Origin of the sequence: Streptomyces sp. NPDC047000, from assembly GCF_040644295.1 — a bacterium.
Classification (GTDB): domain Bacteria; phylum Actinomycetota; class Actinomycetes; order Streptomycetales; family Streptomycetaceae; genus Streptomyces.
This window is the reverse complement of the sequence record NZ_JBEYWE010000010.1, coordinates 82,819-108,481: the sequence shown is the minus strand read 5'-3', so window position 1 is coordinate 108,481 and position 25,663 is coordinate 82,819. Positions and strand designations below refer to the sequence as shown.

The following is a 25,663-nucleotide window of genomic DNA, read 5'->3' as shown; positions in this document are numbered from 1 at the left end:
ACCGGAGGAAGTCATGCCCTGCGTCACGTGTCGCGGCGAGATCCCGCCCGACGCCCGGTTCTGCCCCGCCTGCGGCAGCCCGTGCGGTCCCGGGCCGGTCACCGCCCGGCCCACCGGACGCAAAGTGGTGACCCTCCTGTTCTGCGACCTGGTGGGCTCCACCGCGCTGTCCGGGACCCTGGACGCGGAGACCCTGCGCTCGGTCACGCTGCGCTGGTTCGACCTGATGCGTCGTCATATCGAGGAACAGGGCGGCACGGTCGAGAAGTTCATCGGGGACGCCGTGATGGCCGTCTTCGGCGTGCCCACCATGCGCGAGGACGACGCCCGCCGCGCGCTCTCCGCGGCCCTCGCCATGCGTGACGCCCTCGACGGCTTCAACGACCGTCTCGCGGAAGCGGTCGGCGTACGCCTCCATATGCGCATCGGCATCAACACCGGTCAGGCCGTGACGGGTTCGGCCACCCTGCGGCAGGCGATGGTCTCCGGCGAGGTCGTCAACGTCGCCGCCCGCCTCGAACAGAACGCCGCCCCGGGGGAGATCCTCATCGGCCCCGGCACCCTCGCCGCCGCCGGGCCCGGCGTCCGCGCCGAGCGGACGGGCCCGCTGCTGCTCAAGGGCAAGGCCGACCGGGTCACCGCCCACCGCCTGCTCGCCCTGGACGAGGCGGACGCGCCGGAGGCACTGCGCCGCTTCGACCTCGCCTTCGTCGGCCGGGAGCACGAACTCGCCCTGGCCGACCGGGCGCTGGCCCGCGTGCTCGGTGTCCGCCGGGCCGCCCGCCTGGTCGTCGTGGGGGAGGCGGGCCAGGGCAAGACCCGGCTGGTACGGGAGTGGCTGCGCCGGGCCGCGACCGCGTCCGACGGCCCGCGGCACGGTGCCGGCCGCTGCCGGGCCCGCGGCGAACAGCCCAGCCTCGCGCCGCTCGCAGACGCCGTCGCCGGCCTGCTGGACACCTGCGGCCCCGCCGCGCCCTCACCCGAACTGGACCTGCTCCACCAGGGGTTGCTCCTGGACGGCACACCCAGCCCCTCCCCGGCGGACACCTGCGCCGCCCTCGCCAAGGTCCTCGCCGACCTGTCCGCCGCGCACCCCGTCGTCCTGGTCGTCGACGACGCCCACTGGGCCGCCGATCCCCTCTTCGACGCCCTCGACCGGCTGCTGCGCGCCCTCACCGACGCCGCCGTCCTGATCGTCCTGCTCGGCCGCCCCCAGCTCCTCGACACCCGGTCCGAACTCGCCCCGGACGCCGTACCGCTCGGCGGACTCTCCGACGCCGAGGCGCAGCTCCTCGCCGCCGAACTCGCCGCGGAACGCGCAGACGAACCGGCCGGTGGACCCGGGGCCGGACCCCTGGGCGCCGGACCCATGAGCGAGGCCGCCGACGGCAGGGCGGCCGCCGTACCGCTCGGCCCGCAGGCACTGGCACGCGTCGGCGGCAACCCGCTCCACCTCGAACAACTCCTCGTCGCGGGCGACCCGGTGGACGGCGACAGTGTCCCGCTGTCCCTCCAGGCGCTCATCGGGGCACGTGTCGACGCGCTCGCCCCGTCCGAACACCGGGCCCTGGGCCTGGCGTCCGTGCTGGGCGGCGACTTCACCGTCGGCGAACTGACCGCGCTCGCCGGACCCCCCGAACCGGAGTGGACCGCCGCCGAACTGCGCGCCACGCTGCGCGGACTCGTCCGGCACCGCTTCATCCGTCCGGACGGCACCGCGTTCCGCTTCGCCGGGGGACTGATCCAGGAGGTCGTCTACGCCGGCCAGTCCAAACAGGACCGGGCAGACCGCCACGAGCGGGCGGCCCGGCTGGCGGCGATCCGGGAACGCGGCAGCGCCGTGGTCGGCGCCCACCTGGACCAGGCGTACCGCTACCGCACCGAACTCGGCGCCCAGGACGCGCACACCGACGGGCTGCGACTGCGCGCCGCCGACACCCTCGCCGACGCCGGGCGGTTCGCCCTCGCGCACGCCGACCCGGTGTGGGCCGCCGGTCTGCTGACCCGGGCCGCCGCCCGGTACGCCCCCGGAGAGCCCGGCGCCACCGCGGCCCGCCGCCGCCTCGGCCAGACCCTGCTGGACCTGGGCCGTGCCGAGGAGGGCATCGCGCTCCTCGAAGAGGTGCTGGCCCAGGACGGGTCCGGCACCGGGGCCGATGCCGCGTTCGGTGCCGGTGACGAGACCGTGGTGGAAGCCGCCCACGCCCGGCTCGCCCTCGCCTCGGCGGGCCGCTCCACCGGCAGCACCGAGTCACCGGCCGAGGCGGCCGCCGTCACCCTGCCGGTCTTCGCGGCGGCCCGCGACGACCTGGGCCAGGCCCGGGCCTGCCTGCGGCTCGCCCAGCGCGCCCAGGAACAGGGCCGCCACCGGCAGGCGGAGCGGCTGCTCGCCCGCGCCCTGGACCACGCGGTGCGTGCCGACGCCGAGCCGGAGCGGGCCGCGGTGCTCGGTGCGACCGGGGTCTCCCTGTGGCGCGGCCCGCAGCCGGCCGCCGACGCCGTGGCCCGCTGCCGGGATCTCCTCGCCGACCAGGGCGCCGGACGCCGCGCCGTCCGGCTCACCCTCAACTGCCCGCTCGCCGTCCTGCTCGCCCTGCGCGACGACCGTGACGGGGCGCTGGCCTGCCTCACCGAGGCCGGGCACCTCGCCCGGCGGCTCGGCTACGCCGAGGCCGACGCCTTCCTGCCGCTGTTCACCGCGACCGTCGCCGACCTCGCCGGACGCCGGGAGGAGGCGCTGGCCGGACTGGAACGGGCCGCCGCCGTCGCACGGCGGCTGGGAGCCACGGCACTGCTGCGCGGCGCCCTGCTCGACACCGCCCGTATCCGCCTCGACCTCGGCGACCCGCGCCGAGCGCGCGCCGCCCTCACCGAACTGGACGGCGAGGAGGAGGATCCGGCCCGGACGGACGAGGAACGGGCGCCGGACGAGACGTGGTCGGACGCGGACGGCGGCACGGCACGGCAGGGGCCGCGGTCCGACGGAACCCGGGAGGAGCGCGTCCTGCGGATGCGCGTGGAACCGGCGCGGGCGCGCGCCGAGGCCGCCGATCTCGACGGACTGCGCGCCCGGCTGGCCGCCGCCGACGGGCGGACCGGTACCGCGGCCCGGCTCGCGGCCCGCGCGGTCGCCACCGCCGACCGTACCGACTCGCCCATCGTCCGCGGTCTCGCCGCCCTCGACCTGGCCCGCACCCTCCTGGCACTGGGCCGGCCGGCGGAGGCCGCCGGGGCGGCGGCCCGGGCCCGCGGCCACTTCGCCGCCAAGGGCCATCTGCCCGCCGTACGACAGGCCGAGGCGCTGCTCGCCGACCGCCCGGACCGCGCCGACCGCCCGGATCGGCCCGGCCCCGCCGTCGCGCCCGCCACCGAAGGCGAAGACACCGAAAACGCCGGAAGGGGGAGCGCACGATGACGACCGTGCAGCCGCCGGCGGCGACCCCGCAGCCGCCGAAACTCACCTGGGGCCTGCGCGGCCGGGGCCCCGCCGACGTACCCGTGGAGGCCGACGGCCCGCCCGACCCGCCCGACCAGGGCCTGCCCGGCGGAACCGGACGCGGGGTACGGGTGTGTGTCGTCGACTCGGGCGTCGAACGGGACCACCCGCTGGTCGGGCCCGTCGCCCGGTCCTGGCGGGCCTTCAAGGACGAGGACGGCCTCCATGTGGAGGAGACCGAGGACGGGGACGCCTGCGGGCACGGCACCGCCTGCGCCGGGATCATCCGGCGCACCGCCCCGGAGTGCGAGATCTCCAGCGTCCGCGTGCTCGGCGAGCGGTTCTCCGGCGGCGGCGATGTCCTGCTCGAAGGGCTCCGCTGGGCGGTGCGCCGGCGCTTCGACGTGGTGAACCTCTCCCTGTCCACCAGCCGCGACCGCTTCGTGGAGGAGCTGCGCCGCCTCGCCGACGAGGCGTACTTCCAGCAGACCGTGATCGTCGCCTCGGCGCACAACACCCAGGTGGAGAGCTTCCCCTGGCGCTTCTCCTCGGTGATCTCGGTCGGCAGCCACCAGGAGGACGACCCCGACCTGTACCTCTACAACCCCGAGCCCCCGGTGGAGTTCTTCGCCCCCGGCCAGCGCGTCGAGGTGGCGTGGCTCGGCGGCGGGACCATCCGCAGCTCGGGCAACAGCTTCGCCACCCCGTTCGTCGCGGGACTCTGCGCCCGGCTCCTGTCCAGCAGCCCCCGGCTGACACCGTTCCAGCTGAAGAACGCCCTGTACCTGTCCGCAGCCAACGTCCGTGTCCACGGAAGCCGGTAAGGCCCGGCACCGGAAGGGAACCTCCATGGCTCAGCCGATCGCCGCCGCCGCGTCCGCCAGCCCCCGGCCGGACCCGGCCCGGGCGGAGCTCCTGCAGTCGGTGGTGGACACCGCGCGCGCCCTGTTCGGTGCCCAGGCCAGCTCCATCATGCTCCTGGAGACCGCGGCGGACGAACTCGTCTTCGCGGCCGTCTCCGGCCAGGGCCAGGAGTTCCTGGTCGGCCGCCGCTTCCCGGCGGGGCGGGGGATCGCCGGGTGGGTCGCCGCCGCCGGGGAACCGATGATCGTCGACGATCTCCGTGAGAGCGCCTCCTTCGACCGGGACATCGCCGAGTCCACCGGCTACGTCCCGAACGCGCTGATGGCCGTCCCGCTGCTCCACGGGGACCGCGTCCTCGGCGTCCTGGAGGTGCTGGACCCCTCGCCGCAGGCCCGTTCCGGCCTTCCCGAACTGGACCTGCTGTGCCTCTTCGCCCGCCAGGCCGCCGTCGCGCTGAACGTCGTCACCACCCACGCCCCGGACCGGCCGGTCCCGGGCACCCCCGGCGACCCCTCCCGGACCGAACTCCTGCGCCTCCTCACCGAGGCCCGCCGCCTGCTGGAGGACTGAGGAGGACGCGGGAGGACCGAGGAGGACCGAGGAGGACCGGGGACGGCTCAGGAACGGCTCAGGAACGGCTCAGGGACGACGCGGCGGGCCGCTCACGGCCGTTCCCGGGGCCGGCGCCGGCCGGCGGGCAGGGGTACGGGATCGGGGCCGGGGACGACGGTGTTGGACACGGTGCCGATGCCCTCGACGGTGAGCGTGACGGTGTCGCCGGGCCCGAGCGGCGGCGGGGTGCGCTCGCCCCGTACGCCCCACAGTTCGGCGAGGCAGCCGCCGTTGCCGCAGGTACCGGACCCCAGGACGTCACCGGGCAGCACCCGGGTGCCGCGGGACGCGTAGGCCACCATCTCCTCGAAGGTCCAGCTCATGTTGGACAGCAGGTCCCGGCCGACGACCTCACCGTTGACCTCGGCGGTGAGCGCGAGCCGCAGGAAGCCCTCGGCGTCCCGGTACGGCTCCAGCTCGTCGGCGGTGACCAGGTACGGGCCCAGGGTGGTGGCGGTGTCCTTGCCCTTGCACGGGCCGAGGCCCACCTTCATCTCGGCGGACTGGAGATCACGGGCGGACCAGTCGTTGAAGACCGTGTAGCCGACGATGTGGTCGCGGGCCTGCCCGGGCGTGAGGTCGCCGCCCTCGCGGCCGATGACGGCGGCGACCTCCAGCTCGAAGTCCAGGACGGCGGAGCCGGGCGGCATCGGGATGCCGTCGCCCGCCGCGTGGACGGCGTGCGGGTTGGTGAAGTAGAAGGTCGGTGCCGCGTACCACTGATCGGGCACCCCGCCGGTGCCCTCCACCGCGCGGCGCACCCCCTCGACGTGCTCCTCGAAGGTGACGAAGTCCCGCACCGAGGCGGGCCGCAGCGGCGGCAGCAGCCGTACCTCGGAGACATGGGGGCCGGGTGGCACGTCGAGGGTGGCGGCGCCGGCGTCGAGGAGCGCGGGGAGTCCGCCCCCGGCGTCGAGGAGCTCCCGGAGCGAGCGGACGCCCGGCACCGGGTACAGCACTCCGTCGTCGTCGACGACCGCGAGACGGGACCGGTCGTGGGGTGCGGCGTAGGCGGCGAAGCGCATGAGCGGCTCCTGGCTGGGCTGAAGGGGCGGAGGTCCGGAACGTGAGGGCCGGGGCGGCCGGCGGGCCCGGCCCCCGGGCCCCGCAAGTGCGTGAGCACGTATGCCCGGGACCCTGGGAGCCCGGCAGCCCGGGTGGGATCAGACGGGCGGGGCGACGAAGCAGCCGCGGTCGGGATCGTTGAACGACTCCTTCGCGACCAGTTCGTTCATCGGGTTGGCGGTGCCCCACTGGTCGGTGACCTCGGGCCGGGAGAAGTCGTAGACGTGCGGGTGCCAGGTGTCCTCGTCCAGGCACTCCAGCTCGGTCGTGTACTCGACGGTGTTGCCGTGCGGGTCGAGGAAGTAGGTGAACGTGTTGTCGCCGGCCAGGTGCCGGCCGGGGCCCCAGATCTTCTGGAAGCCCGCGCGCATCACCCGGCCGGAGCCCCGCATGTACTCGTCGAGGCCGCGCATCTCGAAGGAGACGTGGTGCAGCGAGGTGTGCGGGCCCCTGGCGATCGCCATGGAGTGGTGCTGGTTGCTGATCCGCATGAAGTGCATGACCTCGCCCATGTGCGGCGAGCTGAGCGTGTCGGAGAGCCGGAAGCCGAGGTGCCGCTCGTACCAGTCCCTGGTGCGGTCCAGGTCGGGGGAGTTGAGCACGACGTGGGACAGCTTGACCGGGATCGACTCCTTCTCCTCGATCCTGCGGTGCCGGCGCACCGCCACGTCGGCGGACACCTCGACGGTGCGGCCGTCGACGTCGAAGAAGCGGAAGCCGTACCCGCCGCCCGGCGTGTCCACCGTGCCCGGCCGGCTGATCAGCCGCACCCCGCCGGTGCCCAGCCGTTCGGCGAGGGTGTCGACGTCGGCCGGCGTGGCGGCTCCGTAGGAGACGAGGTCGAGGCGCTTCTCCTCGGCCCTGCGCAACCGGACCACGTACTGCTCGGGAGAGCCCTCGGCGGCGAGGAAGGAGATGCCCGAGTCCTCGGCGACCTGCGTCAGCCCCCAGACACCGGCGTAGAACTCGAGCTGCTTGTCGTAGTCGGGCACGGCGAGGTCGACGTGCCGCAGATGGGTGAGCAGACGTGCGCTCATGGTGTCACTCCAGGGAGAGGAGGGCGGTGGCGTTGCCGCCGCGTACGGCACGGAGGTCGGCGTCGGGCAGTTCTGCCGCGCGCAGGGCGGCCACCGGGTCCTCGGCGCCCATGTCGAAGGGGAAGTCGGAGCCGAGCAGCACCCGGTCCGGCCCCGCGGCCCGGACCAGCTCCCGCAGCACGTGCGGGTCATGGACGAGGGAGTCGAAGTACAGACGCTTCAGATAGCTGCTGGGCGGGTGCGCGCAGCCGGTGGCCGCGTCGGAGCGGGCCGACCAGGCGTGGTCGGCGCGGCCGATGTGCGTGGGCAGGTAGCCGCCGCCGTGCGCGGCGATCACCTTCAGCCCCGGGTGCCGGTCGAGCACACCGGAGAAGATCAGGTGGGACAGCGCGACGGCGTTCTCGACGGGCTGGCCCACGCTGTTGGACAGGTACCACCGGTCCAGCCGCTCGTCGAGGGTGCAGCCGAAGGGGTGCAGGAAGACGAGCGCGCCGCTCTCCTCGGCCCGGGTCCAGAACGGCTCGTACGCCGGGTCGGAGAGTTCCCGGCCCGGGGCGTGGCTGGAGATCTCCACCCCGGCCAGGCCCAGTTCCAGCGCGTGGTCGAGGGCCCGGACGATGTGCCGCGGGTGCTGCAACGGTACGAGTCCCAGGCCGCGCAGCCGCTCCCCGGCGGTCGAACAGTGCGCGGCCGTGGCCTCGTTGGCGAGCCGGTACAGCTTCTCGGCCGTCTCCTCGTCCGTCCAGTAGTGGTAGTGCGACGGGGACGGGCTGACCAGCTGCACGTCCACGCCCTGGGCGTCCATCGCGGCCAGCCGCGCGGCCACGTCGGTCAGCAGCGGGATCCGCTCGCGCACCATGGGGCCGCTGACCGCGAGGGCCTCGGCCCCGTTGCGCCGGGCGTCCAGGGCCTTCGCCTCCGCGAGGCCGGGCAGGTCCGCCACCAGGGCCTCGACCTCGGGCAGCAGCACATGGGCGTGCACATCGACGGTGGGGGAGGCGGGTGCGCCGGTACGCGGCGGGGGGCCGGCGGCGGTCACGGCAGCTCCCTGAGCATCGTCATCGTGCGGCCCATCAGACCGGGCACGTCCGCGTCGCGCACCCCGTCCAGCTGCCACCGGCCGATCTGCACGGATGCCTCGACGACGGGACGGACGCGCGCCATCCGCCGCTCGTAGTACGCCTGGAACAGCGTGTCGTCCCAGTCGTCCGTGCCGGTCAGCAGCTGCGCGAGCACCCACGCGTCCTCCAGGGACAGGGCCGCGCCCTGGGCGAGGGTGGGCGGGCAGCAGTGCGCGGCGTCGCCGACGAGGACGACCCGGCCGCGGTGCCAGGAGCCCTCGACCAGCAGCCGGTCGAACCAGGTGTAGTTGACCTTCGCCGGGTCGGTGATGTGCTCGGTGATCTCCGGCCAGCAGCCGCCGTAGGCCGAGGCGAGACGCCGCATCTCGTCGGCGTAGCTGTCCCGGGGGACGGCGGCGCGGTCACGGCCGGCCTCGACGACGTAGGCGTAGATCGTCGTGTCGCCGGTCGGGCAGTAGCCGGCGATGTAGGCGGGGCCGCCGTAGGCAAGGTCGGTACGGGTCACACCGGCCGGGCGCGGGGTGGCGACCCGCCAGATGGCCATGCCGGTGGGTTCCGGCGCGGCGGTGATGCCGACGGCCGCGCGCGTCGTGGAGCCGAGGCCGTCGGCGGCGATCACCAGGTCGTAGCGGCCCTCGGTGCCGTCGGTGAAGCGTACGGTCACCCCGGTGCCGTCCTGCTCCAGCGACGCGGCGCGGGTGCCGAGCCGTACGGAGGCGCCGCTCGCGCGGACGGCGTCGATCAGGATCCGCTGCAATCGGGGGCGCTGCATGCCGACGGTGGCGGGCAGGTCGTCGCCGCCGGTGCGGAGGTCGTGGGAGACGTGCAGGACCGTACCGTCGGGGGCGGTGATGCCGACCGAGTCGAAGCCGTAGCCGGACGCCTCGACCTCCTTCCACACGCCGAGTTCACGCAGCACGCGCAGGGCGTTGCCCTGCAAAGTGATGCCGGAGCCCGCGGTGGCGTTCCAGTCGTCCTTCGCCTCGATCAGGTCCACGGCCACACCGGCGCGGCGTAGCAGGACCGTGACGGCGTTTCCGGCGGCCCCACCGCCGACGACGAGGACCGAGCGGGCTGTGGTCATGGGGAACTCCTTTGTTCCGCCGGTCACTTGACGGCGATGGGATTGACGGGTGAGCCGACGGCCCCGGTGATGGGCAGGGGAGCGGCGGTGAGCCAGAACGCGTACGCGCCGTCCGCCGCGCAGTCCTCGGCGAGGGCGTCCAGGTCCCACATCTCGCCGATGAGGAGGCCGAGGTGGGGGATCGCGACCTGGTGCAGGGGCTGGAAGGCGTGTTCGAACTCGTTGGGACGGACCTCGAAGCCCCAGGTGTCGGTGGCGATCGCGGCGATCTCGGTGCCGTGCAGCCAGCCGGCCGTGGTGAACGACAGTCCGGGCGCCGGGCCGCCGGCGTAGTCGCCCCAGCCCTCGCGGCGCGTCCGCGCGAGCTGACCGGTGCGCACCAGCACGAGGTCGCCGCGTCCCACGGTCACCCCGTGCGCCGCGGCGGTCGCGGTCAGGTGCTCCTCGGTGATCGCGAAGCCGTCGGGCAGCTCTCCCGCCTCGCCGATCACGCGCCCCACGTCCAGCAGCACCCCGCGCCCGGCGACGTACGGCGCCATGTGCTCGATACCGGTGACGAGATCGCCGTCGGAGGTCACGACCTGTCCGGCCGGCCGCCCGTTCCACGCCCTGCCGTGGTCGAAGATGTGCCCGAGGCCGTCCCACTGCGTGGAGCACTGCAACGGCATGGCGATCACGTCGTCGGCGCCGCCGATGCCGTGCGGGAAGCCCTGGGTGCCGAGGGCGGCGTCGGAGCCGGTGTCCAGCATGGTGTGCACCGGGTTGGTGCGCCGCCGCCAGCCCTTCTGGGGGCCGTTCATGTCGAACGGCTGGGACAGCGAGAAGCTGACCCCGCGCCGGACGAGACCGGCGCCCTCGCGGCGCTTGCCCTCGTCGAGGAAGTTGAGGGTGCCGAGCCGGTCGTCGTCGCCCCAGCGGCCCCAGTTGGAGTACGCCCCGGCGGCGCGCGCGATCGCGCCTTCCGGGTCGTGACGGTCGAGGGCACTCGCGCCGTCGGGAGAGCGGTGCGCGGCCGGCGCGCCGTCGGGGGAGCGGTGTTCCGCCGTCGTCGCGCCGTCGGAGGGGCGGTGGTCGGCGGCCGTCATGCCGCCGGCTCCGCCACGCACCGGGTGCGCTGCGCGCCGAGGCCGGTCACGGAGCCCTCCATGACGTCACCGTCGCGCAGCAGCCGCCCCCAGTGCATGCCGTTGCCGGCCGGGCTGCCGGTGAGGACGAGGTCGCCGGGGAGCAGCCGCGCGCTCTGCGAGGCGTACGACACCATCCGGGCGACCTTGAAGATCATGTCCTTGGTCGACTCGTCCTGCATGGTCTCGCCGTTGAGCTTCAGCGTGACGCGCAGGTCGTCGGGGTCGCCGATCGAGGCGGCGGGCACGATCCACGGCCCGAGCGGGGTGAATCCCGGCAGGTTCTTGCTGCGCAGCCAGTCGGTGCCGATCTGCGGCATGTCCCGGCGGAAGACGGTCGCCCGGTCGGTGAGGTCGTTGGCGATCGTGTAACCGGCGATGTGCGCCGGAGCGTCCGCCACGGACACCCGGTAGGCGGGCCGGCCGATGACGACGGCCAGCTCCAGTTCCCAGTCGGGCTTCCCGGCCTCCGGCGGCAGCACCACGTCGTCGTACGGGCCGGTGATGGCGCTGGGCAGGCCGATGAACACGTACGGCAGGTCCTCGGCGGCCCGCCGGTCCATGATCTCCGCGGCCTCCGCACGCCGCTCGGCCTCGGGCCGCTCGTCACCGGGGGCGCGATGGGCCACGTGCAGGTCGATCACGTGCTGCCGGTAGTTCGCGCCCGACTGGAAGACCTGGCGCGGTTCCACCGGCGCGTGCACCCGCAGGTCCGCCAGCGGTGTGCGGGCACCGCCGGAGGCGGCGGCCAGCGTCCGCAGCCGGGGCAGGGCCGTCTCCCAGCGCTCCAGCAGGCCCAGGACGGTCAGCCGCTCGTCGTCGAAGGCGGCCCGCAGATCGAGAGCCCGGCCGTCGGGGGTGACGAGGGCCGGGAAGCGGGGCCCGGCCGGGGCCGAGAGGGTCGCGAGGGCGAAGGGTCCGGCGAAGAGCGCGGACGCGGGTTCAGGTTTCACGGCCATGTCCTCCAGATTGCGGTCCGACTAATCTGGACCCCGCACCCGTGATCAGGGAAATTGATTCTGTGGATGGCCGTCATCCATCATATGGATCGTTCTTTGATCGGCGCCGGAGCACGGAGGGAATCCCATGAACCTGGCCCGCCTCGACCTCAACCTGGTCGTCGCCCTGCGTGCCCTGCTCGAAGAACGCAACGTCACCCGTGCCGGGCAGCGGGTCGGCCTCAGCCAGCCCGCGATGAGCGCCGCCCTCGCCCGGCTGCGCCGGCACTTCGACGACGAACTGCTCGCCCGCGTCGGCGGCCACTACGAGCTGACGGCCCTCGGCCAGGTGCTCCTGGACCGCACCTCCACCGCCTACGACGTGCTGGAACGGCTCTTCGCCAGCCAGGCGGACTTCGACCCGGCCGAGGAACACCGGGAGTTCAAGATCGTGACGTCGGACTACGCCGTGGCGGTCTTCGGCACCGAACTGGCCCGGGTGGTGCACGAGGAGGCCCCGGGCATCCGGCTGCGCTTCTTCCAGACCCCGCCGACCGTCGTGGACGACACCGCCACCCTGCTGAGCGCCACCGACGGACTGCTCATGCCGCACGGTGTCGTCAGCGGCTTCCCCGCCACCGACCTCTACGACGACCGCTGGGTGTTCCTCGTCGCCGACGACCACCCCAGCGTCGACGACCGGCTCACCCGCCGCGACCTGGAACGGCTGCCGTGGGTGACGTACCAGCGCACCTACGACGCCCCGGCGGTGCGCCAGCTCGGCATGCTCGGCGTCGAGCCCCGGGTGGAGGTCTCCGTCGACAGCTTCCAGCTGCTGCCCCTGCTGGTCGCCGGCACCCGGCGCATCGCCCTGGTCCAGGCCCGCCTGGCCCGGCTGCTGGCCCCCATCGCCGCCGTCCGGGTGGTGGAACCGCCGTACGAGGCCGTACCGCTGCGGGAAGCCCTGTGGTGGCATCCGGTGCACACCCACGACGCCGCCCACATCTGGCTGCGCGAGACGGCCGCACGCATCGGTGCCCGCCTGCGCCTCCCGGCCTGAGCCCCGCCTCCTGCCTCCCGGGAGCCCCACCGGCAGGGCCCGCGCCGCCCAGCCGCGCGCCTGCCGGCTGCCTGCCGGCCCTGCTTCGTCCGGGGCCGTCCCGGACCGCTCGGGAGCTGCCGGGGGATGGCCGCAGGCCGCCGCCATCCACGTGCCGGATCGACGGCATCGGCACATCGGATGACGCGAGGACCGGGCCCAAGCACTTTTGAAAGTTCCTGGTCGGGCAGGACGGACCAGCGTGCTTGCGGCCCCGTCGACCAGGAACCTCCTCGCGTCCGAATGCTGACTTCATGCCGATGCGACAGGCGGTCAGCCCGCGACGGTGTTGTAGTTGACGATGCTGTCCACCAGGAGGGCGACCGCACCGGACAGCGGACTGTCCGCGCCCTTGCCCACCACGTCGGGTAACCGGTGCGCCTCCTCCGCCGTGACGGCCACCATGCCCCAGAACGCGTTGTAGCCCGAAGGGTCCGCCGGCTTGTCGGTGGCCGCCCCGACGGTCATGACGCCGCCCTCCTCGGCCAGCGCCAGCGCGCCCATCTGACGCAGCATGTCGGGATCCCGCTCCTCGGCGGCCACCACGCTCCAGCCCGCCACCTCCGTGTGACGCAGCGCGGCGAGAAGACTGCCGGCACTCCCCGCGCCGCTGATAACGATGTCGGGCAGGACGAGGACCACGGGCCCCTGAGTCATGGGCAGGCCGGACCGGATCGCTCCGTCGAGATCCGGTGCGAACGACTCGTCCTGGTAGACGAAGACGATCTGGAAGAGGCCGGCGTAGCGGGCGAGATAGCTCACCGTGTCCAGCTTGTGCGTCCTGAAGACGACGACCAGGCGGACGCTGAGCCCGCTCTTGGCCAGCTCGACGACGGCCTCCAGGCTGCGGTCCAGCACGGTGATCCCGGGAGCCAGACAGTGCAGCTCCTTCGAGTAGGGCGCCTCGAAGCGCGTACCGAATCCGGCGCAGGGCAGAATGATCGAGACATCGGGGACGGGTGCGGACGAACTTTGCATTGAGTCGCTTTCAGGTCGTGTTGACGATCGGAAGCTTCTGCACATCCATCTGCGCGAGAGTAAGGCGTGCCTGGGGCTCCGCACCCGGAAGATCACCGAAAAAGTTGCGAGTTGAGGCCATGGCCGGGTGACCGCGGGCGAACACCGCCCCTTCGGGCACCGGTTCGGGGACCGACCCGTGTCCGTGATCACCGCGACGTACACTGCTGCCGCGTATCCGCTGCGGCCGGCACAGCGCCGTCAGCGAACCGCTCGAAGCCTGGGCGGGCACGGACCGGAACGTGTGGGAAGTCAGGGCGAAAGAGGGCGCGGAATGCGGGTGTTGCTGTCCACGTACGGGACGCGGGGCGATGTCGAACCGCTGGTGGCGCTCGCGGTGCGGTTACGTGAACTCGGCGCGGAGGTGCGGATGTGCGCCCCGCCGGACGAGGAGTTCGCGCAGCGGCTCGCCGCCCTCGGCGTGCACCTGGTGCCGGTCGGTCCGCCGGTGCGGGAGATGATGCGCGGGGCGGCCCTGCCGTCGGCGGCGGACCTGGACCGGTACCGGACCGAGATGCTCGGCACCCAGTTCGACGTCTTCCCCGCGGCGGCCGAGGGATGCGATGTGCTGGTCGCGGCCGGCCTGGCGCAGATCGCCGCGCGGTCCGTGGCCGAGGCCGCGGGCATCCGCTACGTCCACGTGAGCTACGCGGCGGTCCACCTGCCGTCCCCGTACCACGCGCCGCCGCCCCGGCCGGGCTGGCCGGACCCGGACCCGGCGGTCACCGACAAGCGGGTGCTGTGGGAGCGGGACGCCCGCCAGGTGAACGCCCAGTTCGGTGAGAAGCTCAACGGCCACCGGGCCTCGCTCGGCCTGCCGCCGGTGGACGACGTCCGCGACCACGTCCTCACCGACCGGCCGTGGCTGGCCGCGGACCCGGCCCTGGGGCCGTGGCGGGAGACTCCGGGCCTCGACGTGACACAGACGGGCGCCTGGCACCTGCCGGACGAACGCCCCCTCCCGGCCGACCTGCTGACCTTCCTGGACGCGGGCGAGCCGCCGGTCTACGTGGGCTTCGGCAGCATGCGCCCGTCGCCGGACATCGCCCGCAGGGCCGTCGAGGCGATCCGCGCACAGGACCACCGCGTACTCGTCTCCCGAGGCTGGGCGGACCTGGACCTGACCGACGACCGGGACGACTGCCTCGCCATCGGCGAGGTCAGCCATCAGAGCCTGTTCCCCAGGGTGGCCGCCGTGGTGCACCACGGCGGCGCGGGCACCACGGTGACGGCCGCCCGGGCGGGCGTGCCGCAGGTGGTGATCCCTCTGCAGCTCTCCGACAACCCGTACTGGGCCGGCCAGGTGGCGGACCTGGACGTCGGCGTGGCCGTCGACGGTCCCACGGCGACCGCCGCATCCCTCTCCGCCGCGTTCAGGACGGCCCTGGCACCGGCCACCCGGGCCCGGGCGAAGGACCTCGGCGGCAGGATCCGCACCGACGGAGCGGCGGTGGCCGCGCGCCTGCTGACCGACGCCCTCCGATGAGCGGGCCCGGCCAGGTCCCGGACCGACGGCAGGAGCCCGCCGTCGGCGTGTATGTGGGCAACGCGGGCAAGGACGCGGCACTGGACCGGGGATGGCTGCTCGGGCATTTCAAGGAGCACGGCGATCCCCGCCACAGCCACGCCGTGGAGGTCAAGTGGGGCGTCCACCCGCGGGGCGAACGGCGGGCGCAGTGGGTGGAGGGCGAAGTGCGCACCGCCCTCCTCGTCCTCGTCACCGGCCGCTTCCGCATGGAGTTCCCCGGCCGCAGCGTGCTGCTGCGGGAACAGGGCGACTACGTCGTCTGGAGCCGGGGAGTGGACCACTCCTGGGAGGCGGAGGACGAGTCCGTCGTACTGACCGTCCGCTGGCCCTCGGTCCCCGGATACGCCGTACCGGAGGAGGAGAAGGAGGAGGCGCGGCCGGGTCCGGAGGGCGGCAGGTGACCGGTGCGGTGGTGGCCGGCCGAAGGGAGCCGAGCCGCACGACTCGCCGGATGAGCCACGTGGAGCGGGGTGACCAAGAGGGTTGCGGGTCGGGAGAGGTATCGCCCTTCGCCGGCTCGCCCGCTCGTTCGACTGTCAGAGGTCGTCGGGGAGCAGCCGGAAAGAAGGCTCCCCGGTCAGCGGCCGCATCGTGCGGAAGTGGCAGTCCGTCGTGAAAACGTCGACCGTCCGGAAGGCCGCCGCAAGGGCGACGTTCATAGCGTCCGCCAGACCCACTCCCGCACCGCCGTCCGCATCGACGTACCCCCGCATCACCGCCATGGCGCTTCTCAGGTGCGGTGCGGTGTCGGGGATCTCGAACCGGCGGACCTCCGCCTGGCCGGTGATGAAGTCCAGCGCGTTCATGGCGGCCTTGCTGCCGACTCGTGAGGTCAGCAGGTAGTCCAGTTCGGTGAGCACCATGGGTGAGACCACGAGGTGCCCCGTTCGTGCGAGAGCTTCCCGGTGGGCGGAGTGGCGGGGGTCCTTCGGCGTGAACAGCCGGTACAGGGCGTTCGTGTCGGCGATGGCGACCGGGATGTCAGGCATCGCTCCCACCAGCCATGTCTTCGCCCATCCCCCGTAGCGTCGCCCCGATCTCCTCGTCGTCGAGCACGGGGCCGCCCAGGTCGGGGATGTCGAGGTCGCCCATGGGGTCGGTGCGGAACGGGTACGCGGGTCGGCCCGTCAGCACGCCGCGGGGCACGATGTCTCCTATCGGGACGCCGTCCTTGGTGATGGTCACCGTCTCCCCGGCTGCCACGCGGGCCAGGACACGCGATGTCTGCTGGTTGAGCTCCCTCAGCGGGACCTCCGCGCCGTCGCTCATCCATCCACTGTACTACTCGTTCTACGCGGGGATGCGGCGGCCGCATCGGCAGTTACGCCGGTGTGGGTGAGCTGATCGCGGAAACCTCACAGGTACATGGCCATGCCGGGCGTACCGGTCCGCTTCAGACCGGGGCGTGGGCGTGACAGGTGGCCCGCTGTACAGTGAAGAACGCCCTTGACCTGCAGAAAGCGGGCAGGGAGCCGACCTGTAGGAGCACCGATGCTGCGCACCATGCACAAATCCAAGATCCACCGAGCCACCGTCACCCAGGCCGACCTGCACTATGTGGGATCGGTGACCATCGACGGTGAGCTGCTGGAGGCCGCCGATCTGCTGCCCGGTGAGCTGGTCCATATCGTCGACATCACCAACGGCGCCCGGCTCGAGACCTATGTCATCGAGGGGGAGCGGGGTTCCGGGGTCGTCGGGATCAACGGCGCCGCCGCTCACCTCGTGCACCCCGGTGACCTGGTGATCATCATCAGCTACGCCCAGGTCACCGATGCCGAGGCGCGGGAGCTGAAGCCGCGGGTCGTGCATGTCGACGGCGGCAACCGTATCGTCGCCCTCGGTGCCGACGCCTCCGCGCCGGTGCCGGGGACCGATCAGGTGCGGAGCCCGCAGGCCGTTTCCGGCTGAGCGGGGTCCGTCCGGCAGGAGGGTGCGTTCCGTGGGTGACATCGGGATCCGTGACGACCGGGCCGCCGGGCGGTTGGAGGCGCTCGGGGACGGGGGAGCCGTCGTCGGCCGGATCGAGTACTTCGTGCTCGGGCCGCCCGGGTCCCCGGAGCGCGCCCTCGTCCCCGTTCACACGATCGTGGAGCCCGCCCACGAGGGGCAGGGCATCGGCGGAGCCCTGGCCCGTGAGCTCTACGGCACGGCGGCGCGGGAGGGCGTCTTCGTCGTCCCGCTCTGTCCGTACGTCGCGGGGTGGGCCGAGCGGCATCCCGATGACGCTCCCGCCGCCCCGCCCGGACTGCGGCCCGCCGCGGAGGAGTGGCTGCGGGCGCACCCCGGGCGTTTCTGAGACCGGCTCGGCGCGGGGGCGGCGGACAGGTGCGGTGCCGCCGTGAGGCGGGTGCGGGTGCCGGGGGCGGTGGTGCGCCTCGTACGGGCTGACCGCCGGCACCCGTGGGTGACTGGTGGGTCGGGGGCCGGGTAGGCGGGGGAGTGAGAGATCCGGAGCCTGTGCCGGCCGACCGGTTGGAGGACACCGTCATGACGCACCCGCCGTATCCCGACCCCGTGCCGCCGGGGCCCACTCCCGGTCCCGGTCCCGAGCCGCCCTCACCGGAACCTGTGCCGGAGCCGCCGCCCGGCCCGATTCCGGGACCGCCTCCCGGGCCTCCGCCGCCGGGGCCGGGGCCCTTCCCGCCGGAGCCGGTTCCTCCGGAGCCCCCGCCCTCGCCCGTCCCGCCCGGACCCGAACCGGTACCCAGCCCCGAGCCGGGGCCGCCGCTCACCTGAGGCACAGATCACCTGAGGCACAGAGAGGCGGGGTGCCCGGAGACCACCGGCCTCCGGGCACCCCGCCCCGTCCCGTCCGCTGAAGCCCCGCGCAGCGGTCACGCGGTCACGCGGTGGCTACGCCGTCACCTCCGCGCGGTCCCCGCCCCACAGCGTGTGGAACGAGCCCTCGCGGTCCGTGCGCCGGTAGGTGTGGGCGCCGAAGTAGTCGCGCTGGCCCTGGGTGAGGGCGGCCGGGAGACGGTCGGCGCGCAGGGCGTCGTAGTAGGCGAGGGCGGCGGCGAAGCCGGGGGTGGCGACGCCCTGGCGGGTGGCCGTGGCCAGCACCTCGCGCCAGTCGTCCTGCGCCGCCGCGATCTCACCGGCGAACGTCTCGTCCGACAGCAGGCTCGGCAGGTCCGCCCGGGCGTCGTAGGCCGCGCGGATGCGGTCCAGGAACGCCGCCCGGATGATGCAGCCGCCGCGCCAGATCGCGGAGACCGCGCCCAGGTCGATGTCCCAGCCGTACTCCTCGCTGCCCGCCGCGATCTCGTGGAAGCCCTGGGTGTACGACACGATCTTCGAGGCGTACAGGGCCTGCTCCACACGGTCGGCGAAGGCACCCGCCTCCGTCTCGTCCAGCGGCACCGGCTTCGGGCCGGCCAGGCCGCGCGAGGCCTCCCGCAGCGCCGCGTGACCGGAGAGGGAGCGGGCGAAGACCGCCTCCGCGATGCCCGACACCGGGACGCCCAGGTCGAGGGCGATCTGCACCGTCCAGCGGCCGGTGCCCTTCTGCTCGGCCTCGTCCACCACCACGTCCACGAACGGCTTGCCCGTCGCCGCGTCCACGTGCGACAGCACCTCGGCCGTGATCTCGATCAGGTACGAGTCGAGGCGGCCCCGGTTCCAGGTGCGGAAGATGTCCGCGATCTGCGCCGGCTCGTAGCCCGCCACGTCGCGCAGCAGCTGGTAGGCCTCACCGATCAGCTGCATGTCCGCGTACTCGATGCCGTTGTGCACCATCTTCACGAAGTGACCGGCACCGTCCGGGCCGACGTGCGTCACGCAGGGCGAGCCGTCCGCGGCCTTCGCCGAGATCTTCTCCAGCATCGGGCCCAGCGAGTCGTACGACTCCCTCGGGCCGCCCGGCATGATGCTCGGCCCGTTCAGCGCGCCCTCCTCGCCGCCCGACACACCCATGCCGACGAAGTGGATGCCCTGCTCGCGCAGCGCCTTCTCACGGCGCCGGGTGTCGGCGAAGTGCGCGTTGCCGCCGTCGATGATCATGTCACCGGGCTCCAGGAGCGGCGCGAACTCCTCGATCACCGCGTCCGTCGGGTCGCCCGCCTTGACCATGATGACCAGCCGCCGGGGCCGCTCCAGCGCCGCCACGAAGTCCTTCGCGCTCTCGGCCGCGACGAACTCGCCCTCGTGCCCGAACTCCTCCACCAGGGCGTGCGTCCGCGCCGCCGTCCGGTTGTGCACCGCGACCGTGTAGCCGTTGCGTGCGAAGTTGCGGGCGAGGTTGCGGCCCATCACCGCGAGTCCCGTGACGCCGATCTGGGCTGTAGTGCTCATTCCGCCTGCTCCTCAAGAGGTCGAGGGTTCAAGAATCCAAGTTTCACGATGTCAGGACGATCACGTGGGTCGTGCCAGGGGTACCAGGGGGGCCGGTACCGAAACGGTCGTCCGGCCAGTATTGCCCACGGCCGGAGCCGTCCCCCGCACATACGGACCAGCCGGCCTCCTCCGCTCAGCCGCGCCGGAAGTCGACCGTGAGCGGGGTGTGCGGGGGGCGCGGCGAGGGGGCCCGCCATGATGCCGTGTCAACTCCCCTTCCACACAAGCGCCCCCACTTCACAACCCGTGCGCCCCCACGTCCCCGGGCGGCCGATTGCTGTCTTGTCATGGCCTGTTCGGGGCACTTACTTTTGGCCTTCCTGACGCATGTCGATGGGGGCACTCCATGGCCGTACGCGGCCGGCACCGCCGGTATCAGCCGAACAGGATCAACCGCGCCTCGCTCACCGTCACGGCGGGCGGTGCCGGGATCGCCCTGCCGCTCGTCGCCGCCGGAACCGCCCACGCGGCCGACGTGAGCACCTGGAACAAGGTCGCCGCGTGCGAGTCGAGCGGCAACTGGCACATCAACACCGGCAACGGCTTCTACGGCGGCCTCCAGTTCACCCAGTCCACCTGGGCGGCCTACGGCGGCGCCAAGTACGCGGCCCGCGCGGACCTCGCGACCAGGGACCAGCAGATCGCCGTCGCCGAGCAGGTCCTGGACGGACAGGGGCCCGGGGCCTGGCCGGTCTGCTCGGTGCGGGCCGGCCTCACCCGGGGCGGCGGCAGCCCCGGCGTCCACCCGGACAGCGCCGGCACCCGGCCCGCCGGCGCGGCGAAGACCGGTGCCGCGAGCCGGGCCGGCAGCGCCAGGACCTCCGCCGGGACGTCCGCGAAGACGTCTGCCAAGACCTCCGCCAAGGACGTCCAGCCGCAGCACACGCCCCAGTCCCGGGCGGGCACCGCCGAGATGTACACCGTCGTGCACGGCGACACGCTCTCCGGCATAGCCGACGAGCAGCACGTCACCGGCGGCTGGCACCGGCTCTACTCCGCCAACCGCGCCACCGTCGGGTCCGACCCCGACCTGATCATCCCCGGCCAGCGCCTCGCCCTGCACGGCAAGGCCGCGACCGCCCCCGAGACCCACGCCACGAAGAAGAAGGCGTCCACCCCGACCACGCACACCTCGCACACCTCGCACAAACCGGCCACCACGACCCACAGCCACACCCTCGTCGCCCCGGTCAGCGCGCCCATAGGCACCGCCTACCACGCCTCCGGGTCGCACTGGTCGAAGGGCTACCACACCGGAGTCGACTTCCTCGTCCCCACCGGCACCTCCGTCAAGGCCGCCGCGGCCGGGCACGTCGTCAGCTCCGGATGGGGCGGTGCCTACGGCTACCAGGTGGTGATCCGGCACGCCGACGGCCGCTACACCCAGTACGCCCATCTGTCCGCCATCTCCGTCAAGGCGGGCCAGACGGTGGCGGCCGGGCAGCGCATAGGGCGTTCCGGCGCCACCGGCAACGTCACCGGCCCTCATCTGCACTTCGAGGTGCGGACCGGGCCGGGGTTCGGCTCGGACATCGACCCGCTCGCCTACCTCCGCGCGGGCGGCGTCAAGCTCTGACCCGTGGCTCCCGCGACCGCCGGGGTTCCCGCGGCTCACGCGGCTTCCGGCGTTCGGGCTGCGCGGGCACCGGGACGAAGACGCCGCCGTGGAGGGAGCCGTAGGAGTAGCGCACCGGTTCGCCGTCGGGGGCCGGTGCGCTCGGCGGCCCGTCGGGCAGGGCGCCGGGGACCGCGTCCGGGACGGCCACCGGGGTGTCCGCCGGGCCGCCCGGTCCGCTCAGGTCGTCGAGGCCGGTCAGGCCGTCGGCGCCGGTCAGGCCGTCCGGCCCCCTGCCGTGCCGTCCTCGGCCGTACGGTCCGTATCCGTCCGCCCGCGCCTCCGCCCCAGTCCTGCCCGCCCCAGACCTCTGCGCCCCGGGCTCTCCCGCTCCTGGCGCTCCCGCCCCCGGCTTCCCCGGCTCCGGCTCCGGGGAGGCGGTGGACGCCACCCGCCCCGATGCCGGCCCGGCTTCCCCCCGCGGGGCCGTCGCCGTCCCCTCCGGTACCTCGTACGGTGTCCGCTCGATCCGTTCCGTCGTCAGCAGGATCAGCCCGCCCGCCGCCACCACACCGCAGCTCAGCGCGAGCGCGGTGCCCGTGCCGCCGTAGCGGAAGGTCTCGCCGAACATGGTGATGCCGACCGCCGCGGCCACCACCGGGTTGACCACCGTCAGCGTGGCCAGCGGGGCCGCCAGGCCGCCGCCGCGGTACGACGCCTGCGACAGCAGCACGCCCGCCGTCGCGAACACCGCTATGACGGCCAGCGCGGGCAGCTCGCCCGCCGCGATCCCCTCGTCCCAGTCGACCGCGACCGTCTTGGTGAACACCGACGACATGCCGAAGGCTATGCCGGAACCGGTCGCCAGCAGCACGCTGCGGACCGCTGGATGGTGGTGCGCGGCACGGCCCGCCGCCATCAGCGCCGCCACCGCGCCCCCGGCGACCAGGGCCACCGCGACGCGCTGCGCCGCGTTCAGGGAGTGCGCCTCGGAGGCGCCGACCAGGGACAGCAGACCGGCGAGACCGACCGTCGCCATGATCGCGCCCCGCCAGGCCGTGGCACCCGCCTTGCGCCCGACGAACAGGGCCGCCATCGGCAGCGCGAACACGATCGTCAGCGCGCCCAGCGGCTGGACCAGGCTGAGGGGGCCGTAGGCCAGCGCCGCCACGTGGAGCAGCCCGCCCAGGCCGTTCATCGCCAGCGCCGCCCACCACGCCGGCCTGCGCAGCGGGGCGTACGCCTGCCCGGGGCTGGTCACCGCCACGCGCTCCTGGACGATCGCCCCGCCCGCGTAGGCCACGGCGGAGACGAACGACAGCAGCACGGACAACGCGAGGGCGCTCATGAGCGGCTCCTCTGCGCGGGCCGGGGGCGTCTGGCCCGGCGCGACGGAAGCGAACGGTCAACCATGAGAACAACGGTGCCCGGTCGAACTGTTCCCGTCTTCGTACCTGAGCACGCAATGTCCCCTACTCCCGTTGGAGTACGCGACGCGTGGAATCCTCCCTCAGGCGGGTGCCCCAGGTATGACACCCCGGCTCCCGGACGTCTTCCTCTTCCCCCCACGCCACTCCTGGGTGAGGATGTGGGAGATCAACCACGACAGACTCAACCGTCACAAATGGGAGCCTTGGGTGCGAGTCGGCCTGCTGACCCGGGAGTACCCGCCGGACGTCTACGGCGGCGCGGGCGTCCACGTCGAGTTCCTGGCCAGGGAGCTGCGACCGCTGGTCGACGTCGCCGTGCACTGCTGGGGCGAGGGCCGCTCCGACGGTGTCGTACGGCACCGCTCCTGGCCCGTCCTCGACGGCGCGAACGACGCGCTGCGCACGTTCTCCGTGGACCTCTCCATGGCCGCCGCGGCCGAGGGCTGCGAGCTGGTCCACTCCCACACCTGGTACGCCAATCTCGCCGGGCACTTCGCCAAGCTGCTGTACGGCGTGCCGCACGTGGTGACCGCCCACTCGCTGGAGCCGCTGCGCCCCTGGAAGGCCGAGCAGCTCGGCGGCGGCTACGCCCTCTCCGGCTGGGCCGAGCGCACCGCGATCGAGGCCGCCGACGCCGTCGTCGCCGTCTCCGGCGCCATGCGCGACGACATCCTCGGCTGCTACCCGGCCCTCGACCCGGCCAGGGTGCACGTCGTGCACAACGGCATCGACACCACCCTCTACCGCCCGGACCACGGCACCGACGTCCTCACCCGCATCGGCCTGGACACCGGCCGCCCCTACATCCTGTTCGTCGGCCGCATCACCCGGCAGAAGGGCGTGCCCCATCTGCTGCGGGCGGCGCGGCACATCGACCCGGCCGCGCAGGTCGTGCTGTGCGCCGGGGCGCCCGACACGCCGGAGATCGACCGCGAGTTCCGCGAACTGTACGAGGAGCTGCGCCAGGTCCGCGAGGGCGTGCACTGGATCCCGCAGATGCTGCCGCGCACGGACGTCATCCAGCTGCTCACCCACGCCGCCGTGTTCGTCTGCCCGTCCGTCTACGAGCCCCTGGGCATCGTCAACCTGGAGGCCATGGCCTGCGGCACGCCCGTCGTCGCCTCCCGGGTGGGCGGTATCCCCGAGGTGGTGGACCACGGCAGGACCGGACTGCTCGTCGACGTGGACGACGACGGCGACGGCGGCGGCGGCGATTTCGAGACAGCCCTCGCGCGCGCCCTCGACACCGTGCTCGCCGATCCCGCCGCCGCCCGCCGGATGGGCGAGGCCGGGCGCGAGCGGGCCGTCGAGGAGTTCGGCTGGGACGCGATCGCGCGGCGGACGGTACGGCTCTACGAAGAGGTCCTCGGACGGCACGGCGGTCCGGTACAACCGGGATGATCCCGGGCAGGTTAGAACGCCCTGCTCAGGGGCATCCATCGGTCAGCAACCAGGGTGAGGGGAGCGACCATGCGTCGTGGTGGTCCTTCGGTGCTCGGCATCGTACTGGCGGGTGGTGAGGGCAAACGCCTGATGCCGCTCACCGCTGACCGCGCCAAGCCCGCGGTCACCTTCGGCGGCACCTACCGCCTCGTCGACTTCGTGCTCTCCAACCTCGTCAACGGCGACATCCTGCGCATCTGTGTGCTGACGCAGTACAAGTCGCACTCGCTCGACCGGCACATCACGACCACCTGGCGGATGTCCAGCCTGCTCGGCAACTACGTCACCCCGGTCCCGGCCCAGCAGCGCCTCGGCCCGCGCTGGTTCCTGGGCAGCGCCGACGCGATCCTGCAGTCCCTCAACCTGGTCCACGACGAGCAGCCCGAGTACGTCGCGGTCTTCGGCGCCGACCACGTCTACCGCATGGACCCGCGCCAGATGCTCAGACAGCACATCGAGGGCGGCGCGGGCGTGACGGTCGCCGGGATCCGGGTGCCGCGCTCGGAGGCGCCGTCCTTCGGGGTGATCACCGTGGGCTCCGACGGGCAGACGGTGGACAGCTTCCTGGAGAAGCCCGCCGACCCGCCCGGACTCCCCGACGACCCGCAGTCCGTCTTCGCGTCCATGGGCAACTACCTCTTCACCACGAAGGCCCTGATCGAGGCGCTCCAGCGGGACGCCGAGGACGAGAGCTCCGCCCACGACATGGGCGGCTCGATCCTCCCCCAGCTCACCGCGCGCGGGGAGGCGCAGGTCTACGACTTCAGCGAGAACCACGTCCCCGGCGAGACCACCCGCGACCAGGGCTACTGGCGGGACGTCGGCACCATCGACGCCTACTACGAGTCCCACATGGACCTCATCGCCGAGCGCCCCGCGTTCAACCTCTACAACCGCGACTGGCCCGTCTACACCCACTCCAACCAGCTCTCGCCCGCCCGGTTCAACGCCGGCGGCATCGCCAGCGAGTCGATCATCAGCGCGGGCTGCCTGATCCGCGGGCAGGTCACCCGGTCCGTGCTCTCGCCCGGCGTGGTCGTCGACTCGGGAGCGGTGGTGCAGGGGTCGGTGCTGCACGACAACGTGCACATCGGGCGGGGCGCGGTGGTGCGCGGCGCCGTCCTCGACAAGAACGTCGAGGTGCCGCCCGGCGCGACGATCGGCGTCAACCCGGAACGGGACGCCGAGCTCTACACGGTGTCCCGGGGCGGGGTGATCGTCCTGGGCAAGGGGCAGCGGGTGCCCTGACTGCGGCGCAGGGTGCCCTGGCAGCGCGGGTGATCGCCCCGACGGCGGCTGCGGGTGCCGGCGGTGCCGACGGGTCGCCCCGATGGTGGCAGCGGGTGCTCCATCGGCGCCACCGCGTGGCCCGGCGGCCGGTGCGACGGCTGTGACCTGCGCCGTTCGCCGCACTCCGGCTGGTACGATCGGCGGCGGATGCTGGCGCGGTGCTTTCGGGCGGTCGCCCGGAGTGGTTGGGGGTTTCACAGTGGTCACCGGTCGTGTGGTGAGGTTCGACAGTACGCGGGGATACGGGTTCATCACCCCGGATCACGGGCAGGAGGACGTCTTCCTGCACGTCAACGATCTGCTCATCCCCGAGGCCATGGTGCGTACCGGGCTGTCGGTCGAGTTCGAGATCGAGGAGGGCGAGCGCGGCCCCAAGGCGTCGTCGATCCGGCTGGCCAAGGGTGCCTCCTCCGGACGTTCCGTGTCGTCCGTGCCGTCGGTGGGCGGCGACGACGCGCTGTGCGACGTCCTGGCGAGCGAGGACTTCACGCACGACGTGACCGAGCTGCTGCTGCACGCGGTGCCCAGCCTCACCGGTCAGCAGCTCCTGCAGATCCGGCACGAACTGCTGGAGTTCGCGAAGAAGCAGGGCTGGATCGAGGACTGAGCGGTCCGGGCCCCACAGGGCCCCACCGGGTTCTCCCGGACGTTCCTGAGCGTCCCCGGGCGCTCCCGGCCGCCCCCCGGTGTTCCCGGTGTCCCGGGCCGGAGAGGCCCGGGC

General features: G+C 73.4%; 23 protein-coding genes. 12 read left to right on the top strand and 11 right to left on the bottom strand.

The window, feature by feature from the left end; all coding sequences use genetic code 11:
- Positions 1-13: 13 nt before the first annotated feature.
- From ABZ862_RS18140 to ABZ862_RS18130, 3 genes are read left to right on the top strand one after another with little or no spacing between them, the layout of a single operon-like run.
- Entirely contained in the window at positions 14-3,415 is a 3,402-nt protein-coding gene (locus tag ABZ862_RS18140; RefSeq protein ID WP_360959076.1) for an adenylate/guanylate cyclase domain-containing protein, read from the top strand.
- Positions 3,412-4,260, top strand: coding sequence for a S8 family serine peptidase (locus ABZ862_RS18135; RefSeq protein ID WP_360959073.1), 849 nt, complete (start codon positions 3,412-3,414; stop codon positions 4,258-4,260). Before ABZ862_RS18140 ends, ABZ862_RS18135 begins: the two co-directional genes overlap by 4 nt.
- A gap of 25 nt (positions 4,261-4,285) precedes the next feature.
- Entirely contained in the window at positions 4,286-4,870 is a 585-nt protein-coding gene (locus tag ABZ862_RS18130) for a GAF domain-containing protein (protein WP_360959071.1), read from the top strand.
- Positions 4,871-4,962: 92 nt separating this feature from the next.
- Here ABZ862_RS18130 and ABZ862_RS18125 read toward each other — a convergent pair whose 3' ends face one another.
- The 6 genes from ABZ862_RS18125 to ABZ862_RS18100 form a co-directional block, all read right to left on the bottom strand.
- The gene (locus tag ABZ862_RS18125) at positions 4,963-5,937 is read right to left on the bottom strand and encodes a fumarylacetoacetate hydrolase family protein (protein WP_360959068.1); all 975 of its coding nucleotides are present in this window, start codon (positions 5,935-5,937) and stop codon (positions 4,963-4,965) included.
- A gap of 138 nt (positions 5,938-6,075) precedes the next feature.
- Positions 6,076-7,014 carry a VOC family protein gene (locus ABZ862_RS18120; RefSeq protein ID WP_360959066.1) on the bottom strand — a complete coding sequence of 313 codons (939 nt, stop codon included), beginning with the start codon at positions 7,012-7,014 and terminating at the stop codon, positions 6,076-6,078.
- A gap of 4 nt (positions 7,015-7,018) precedes the next feature.
- A complete protein-coding gene (locus tag ABZ862_RS18115) occupies positions 7,019-8,053 on the bottom strand; it encodes an amidohydrolase family protein (protein ID WP_360959063.1) in 1,035 nt (344 codons plus the stop codon).
- Positions 8,050-9,180, bottom strand: a complete 1,131-nt coding sequence (locus ABZ862_RS18110; protein WP_360959060.1) for an FAD-dependent oxidoreductase — start codon at positions 9,178-9,180, stop codon at positions 8,050-8,052. Before ABZ862_RS18110 ends, ABZ862_RS18115 begins: the two co-directional genes overlap by 4 nt.
- A 23-nt stretch (positions 9,181-9,203) precedes the next feature.
- Positions 9,204-10,265 carry a cyclase family protein gene (locus ABZ862_RS18105; RefSeq protein ID WP_360959057.1) on the bottom strand — a complete coding sequence of 354 codons (1,062 nt, stop codon included), beginning with the start codon at positions 10,263-10,265 and terminating at the stop codon, positions 9,204-9,206.
- Entirely contained in the window at positions 10,262-11,263 is a 1,002-nt protein-coding gene (locus tag ABZ862_RS18100) for a fumarylacetoacetate hydrolase family protein (protein WP_360959054.1), read from the bottom strand. Before ABZ862_RS18100 ends, ABZ862_RS18105 begins: the two co-directional genes overlap by 4 nt.
- Positions 11,264-11,390: 127 nt before the next feature.
- Between ABZ862_RS18100 and ABZ862_RS18095 the strand changes: the two genes are divergently transcribed.
- The gene (locus ABZ862_RS18095) at positions 11,391-12,302 is read left to right on the top strand and encodes a LysR family transcriptional regulator (RefSeq protein ID WP_360959051.1); all 912 of its coding nucleotides are present in this window, start codon (positions 11,391-11,393) and stop codon (positions 12,300-12,302) included.
- Positions 12,303-12,614: 312 nt separating this feature from the next.
- Here ABZ862_RS18095 and ABZ862_RS18090 read toward each other — a convergent pair whose 3' ends face one another.
- Positions 12,615-13,319 carry a hypothetical protein gene (locus ABZ862_RS18090; RefSeq protein WP_360959049.1) on the bottom strand — a complete coding sequence of 235 codons (705 nt, stop codon included), beginning with the start codon at positions 13,317-13,319 and terminating at the stop codon, positions 12,615-12,617.
- Between the two features lie 313 nt (positions 13,320-13,632).
- Between ABZ862_RS18090 and ABZ862_RS18085 the strand changes: the two genes are divergently transcribed.
- Together ABZ862_RS18085 and ABZ862_RS18080 are read left to right on the top strand one after the other, a co-directional pair.
- Positions 13,633-14,844: a glycosyltransferase gene (locus ABZ862_RS18085; protein WP_360959046.1), complete on the top strand. Its 1,212-nt coding sequence runs from the start codon at positions 13,633-13,635 to the stop codon at positions 14,842-14,844.
- On the top strand, positions 14,841-15,287 hold the full coding sequence (locus ABZ862_RS18080) for a signal peptidase I (protein ID WP_360959044.1): 447 nt from the start codon (positions 14,841-14,843) through the stop codon (positions 15,285-15,287). The genes ABZ862_RS18085 and ABZ862_RS18080 overlap by 4 nt, the downstream gene beginning before the upstream one ends.
- A gap of 135 nt (positions 15,288-15,422) precedes the next feature.
- Here the strand turns inward: ABZ862_RS18080 and ABZ862_RS18075 are convergent, their stop codons facing one another.
- Together ABZ862_RS18075 and ABZ862_RS18070 are read right to left on the bottom strand one after the other, a co-directional pair.
- Positions 15,423-15,875, bottom strand: coding sequence for a PIN domain-containing protein (locus ABZ862_RS18075; RefSeq protein ID WP_360959041.1), 453 nt, complete (start codon positions 15,873-15,875; stop codon positions 15,423-15,425).
- Positions 15,868-16,155, bottom strand: coding sequence for a type II toxin-antitoxin system prevent-host-death family antitoxin (locus ABZ862_RS18070; RefSeq protein WP_360959038.1), 288 nt, complete (start codon positions 16,153-16,155; stop codon positions 15,868-15,870). The genes ABZ862_RS18075 and ABZ862_RS18070 overlap by 8 nt, the downstream gene beginning before the upstream one ends.
- Before the next feature lie 222 nt (positions 16,156-16,377).
- On the opposite strand from ABZ862_RS18070, the gene panD reads away from it, so the two are divergent.
- Positions 16,378-16,797, top strand: a complete 420-nt coding sequence (gene panD / locus ABZ862_RS18065) for an aspartate 1-decarboxylase (protein ID WP_360959035.1) — start codon at positions 16,378-16,380, stop codon at positions 16,795-16,797.
- A 31-nt stretch (positions 16,798-16,828) separates the two neighbouring features.
- Complete coding sequence (locus ABZ862_RS18060; protein WP_360959032.1) at positions 16,829-17,185, top strand: GNAT family N-acetyltransferase; 357 nt, start codon at positions 16,829-16,831, stop codon at positions 17,183-17,185.
- A gap of 557 nt (positions 17,186-17,742) precedes the next feature.
- Here the strand turns inward: ABZ862_RS18060 and gndA are convergent.
- Positions 17,743-19,182, bottom strand: coding sequence for an NADP-dependent phosphogluconate dehydrogenase (gene gndA / locus ABZ862_RS18055; protein ID WP_360959029.1), 1,440 nt, complete (start codon positions 19,180-19,182; stop codon positions 17,743-17,745).
- A 388-nt stretch (positions 19,183-19,570) separates the two neighbouring features.
- Between gndA and ABZ862_RS18050 the strand changes: the two genes are divergently transcribed.
- Positions 19,571-20,800 carry a transglycosylase family protein gene (locus ABZ862_RS18050; protein WP_360959026.1) on the top strand — a complete coding sequence of 410 codons (1,230 nt, stop codon included), beginning with the start codon at positions 19,571-19,573 and terminating at the stop codon, positions 20,798-20,800.
- Here ABZ862_RS18050 and ABZ862_RS18045 read toward each other — a convergent pair.
- A complete protein-coding gene (locus tag ABZ862_RS18045; protein ID WP_360959023.1) occupies positions 20,790-22,127 on the bottom strand; it encodes a DMT family transporter in 1,338 nt (445 codons plus the stop codon). The two genes, ABZ862_RS18050 and ABZ862_RS18045, sit on opposite strands and share 11 nt — an antisense overlap.
- Positions 22,128-22,416: 289 nt before the next feature.
- Between ABZ862_RS18045 and glgA the strand changes: the two genes are divergently transcribed.
- The 3 genes from glgA to ABZ862_RS18030 all read left to right on the top strand — a co-directional run bounded on the left by glgA (position 22,417) and on the right by ABZ862_RS18030 (position 25,549).
- Entirely contained in the window at positions 22,417-23,610 is a 1,194-nt protein-coding gene (glgA, locus tag ABZ862_RS18040) for a glycogen synthase (RefSeq protein WP_360959021.1), read from the top strand.
- Between the two features lie 69 nt (positions 23,611-23,679).
- On the top strand, positions 23,680-24,900 hold the full coding sequence (gene glgC / locus ABZ862_RS18035; protein ID WP_360959018.1) for a glucose-1-phosphate adenylyltransferase: 1,221 nt from the start codon (positions 23,680-23,682) through the stop codon (positions 24,898-24,900).
- Positions 24,901-25,156: 256 nt separating this feature from the next.
- On the top strand, positions 25,157-25,549 hold the full coding sequence (locus ABZ862_RS18030) for a cold shock domain-containing protein (protein WP_360959016.1): 393 nt from the start codon (positions 25,157-25,159) through the stop codon (positions 25,547-25,549).
- The last annotated feature ends 114 nt before the right edge of the window (positions 25,550-25,663 follow it).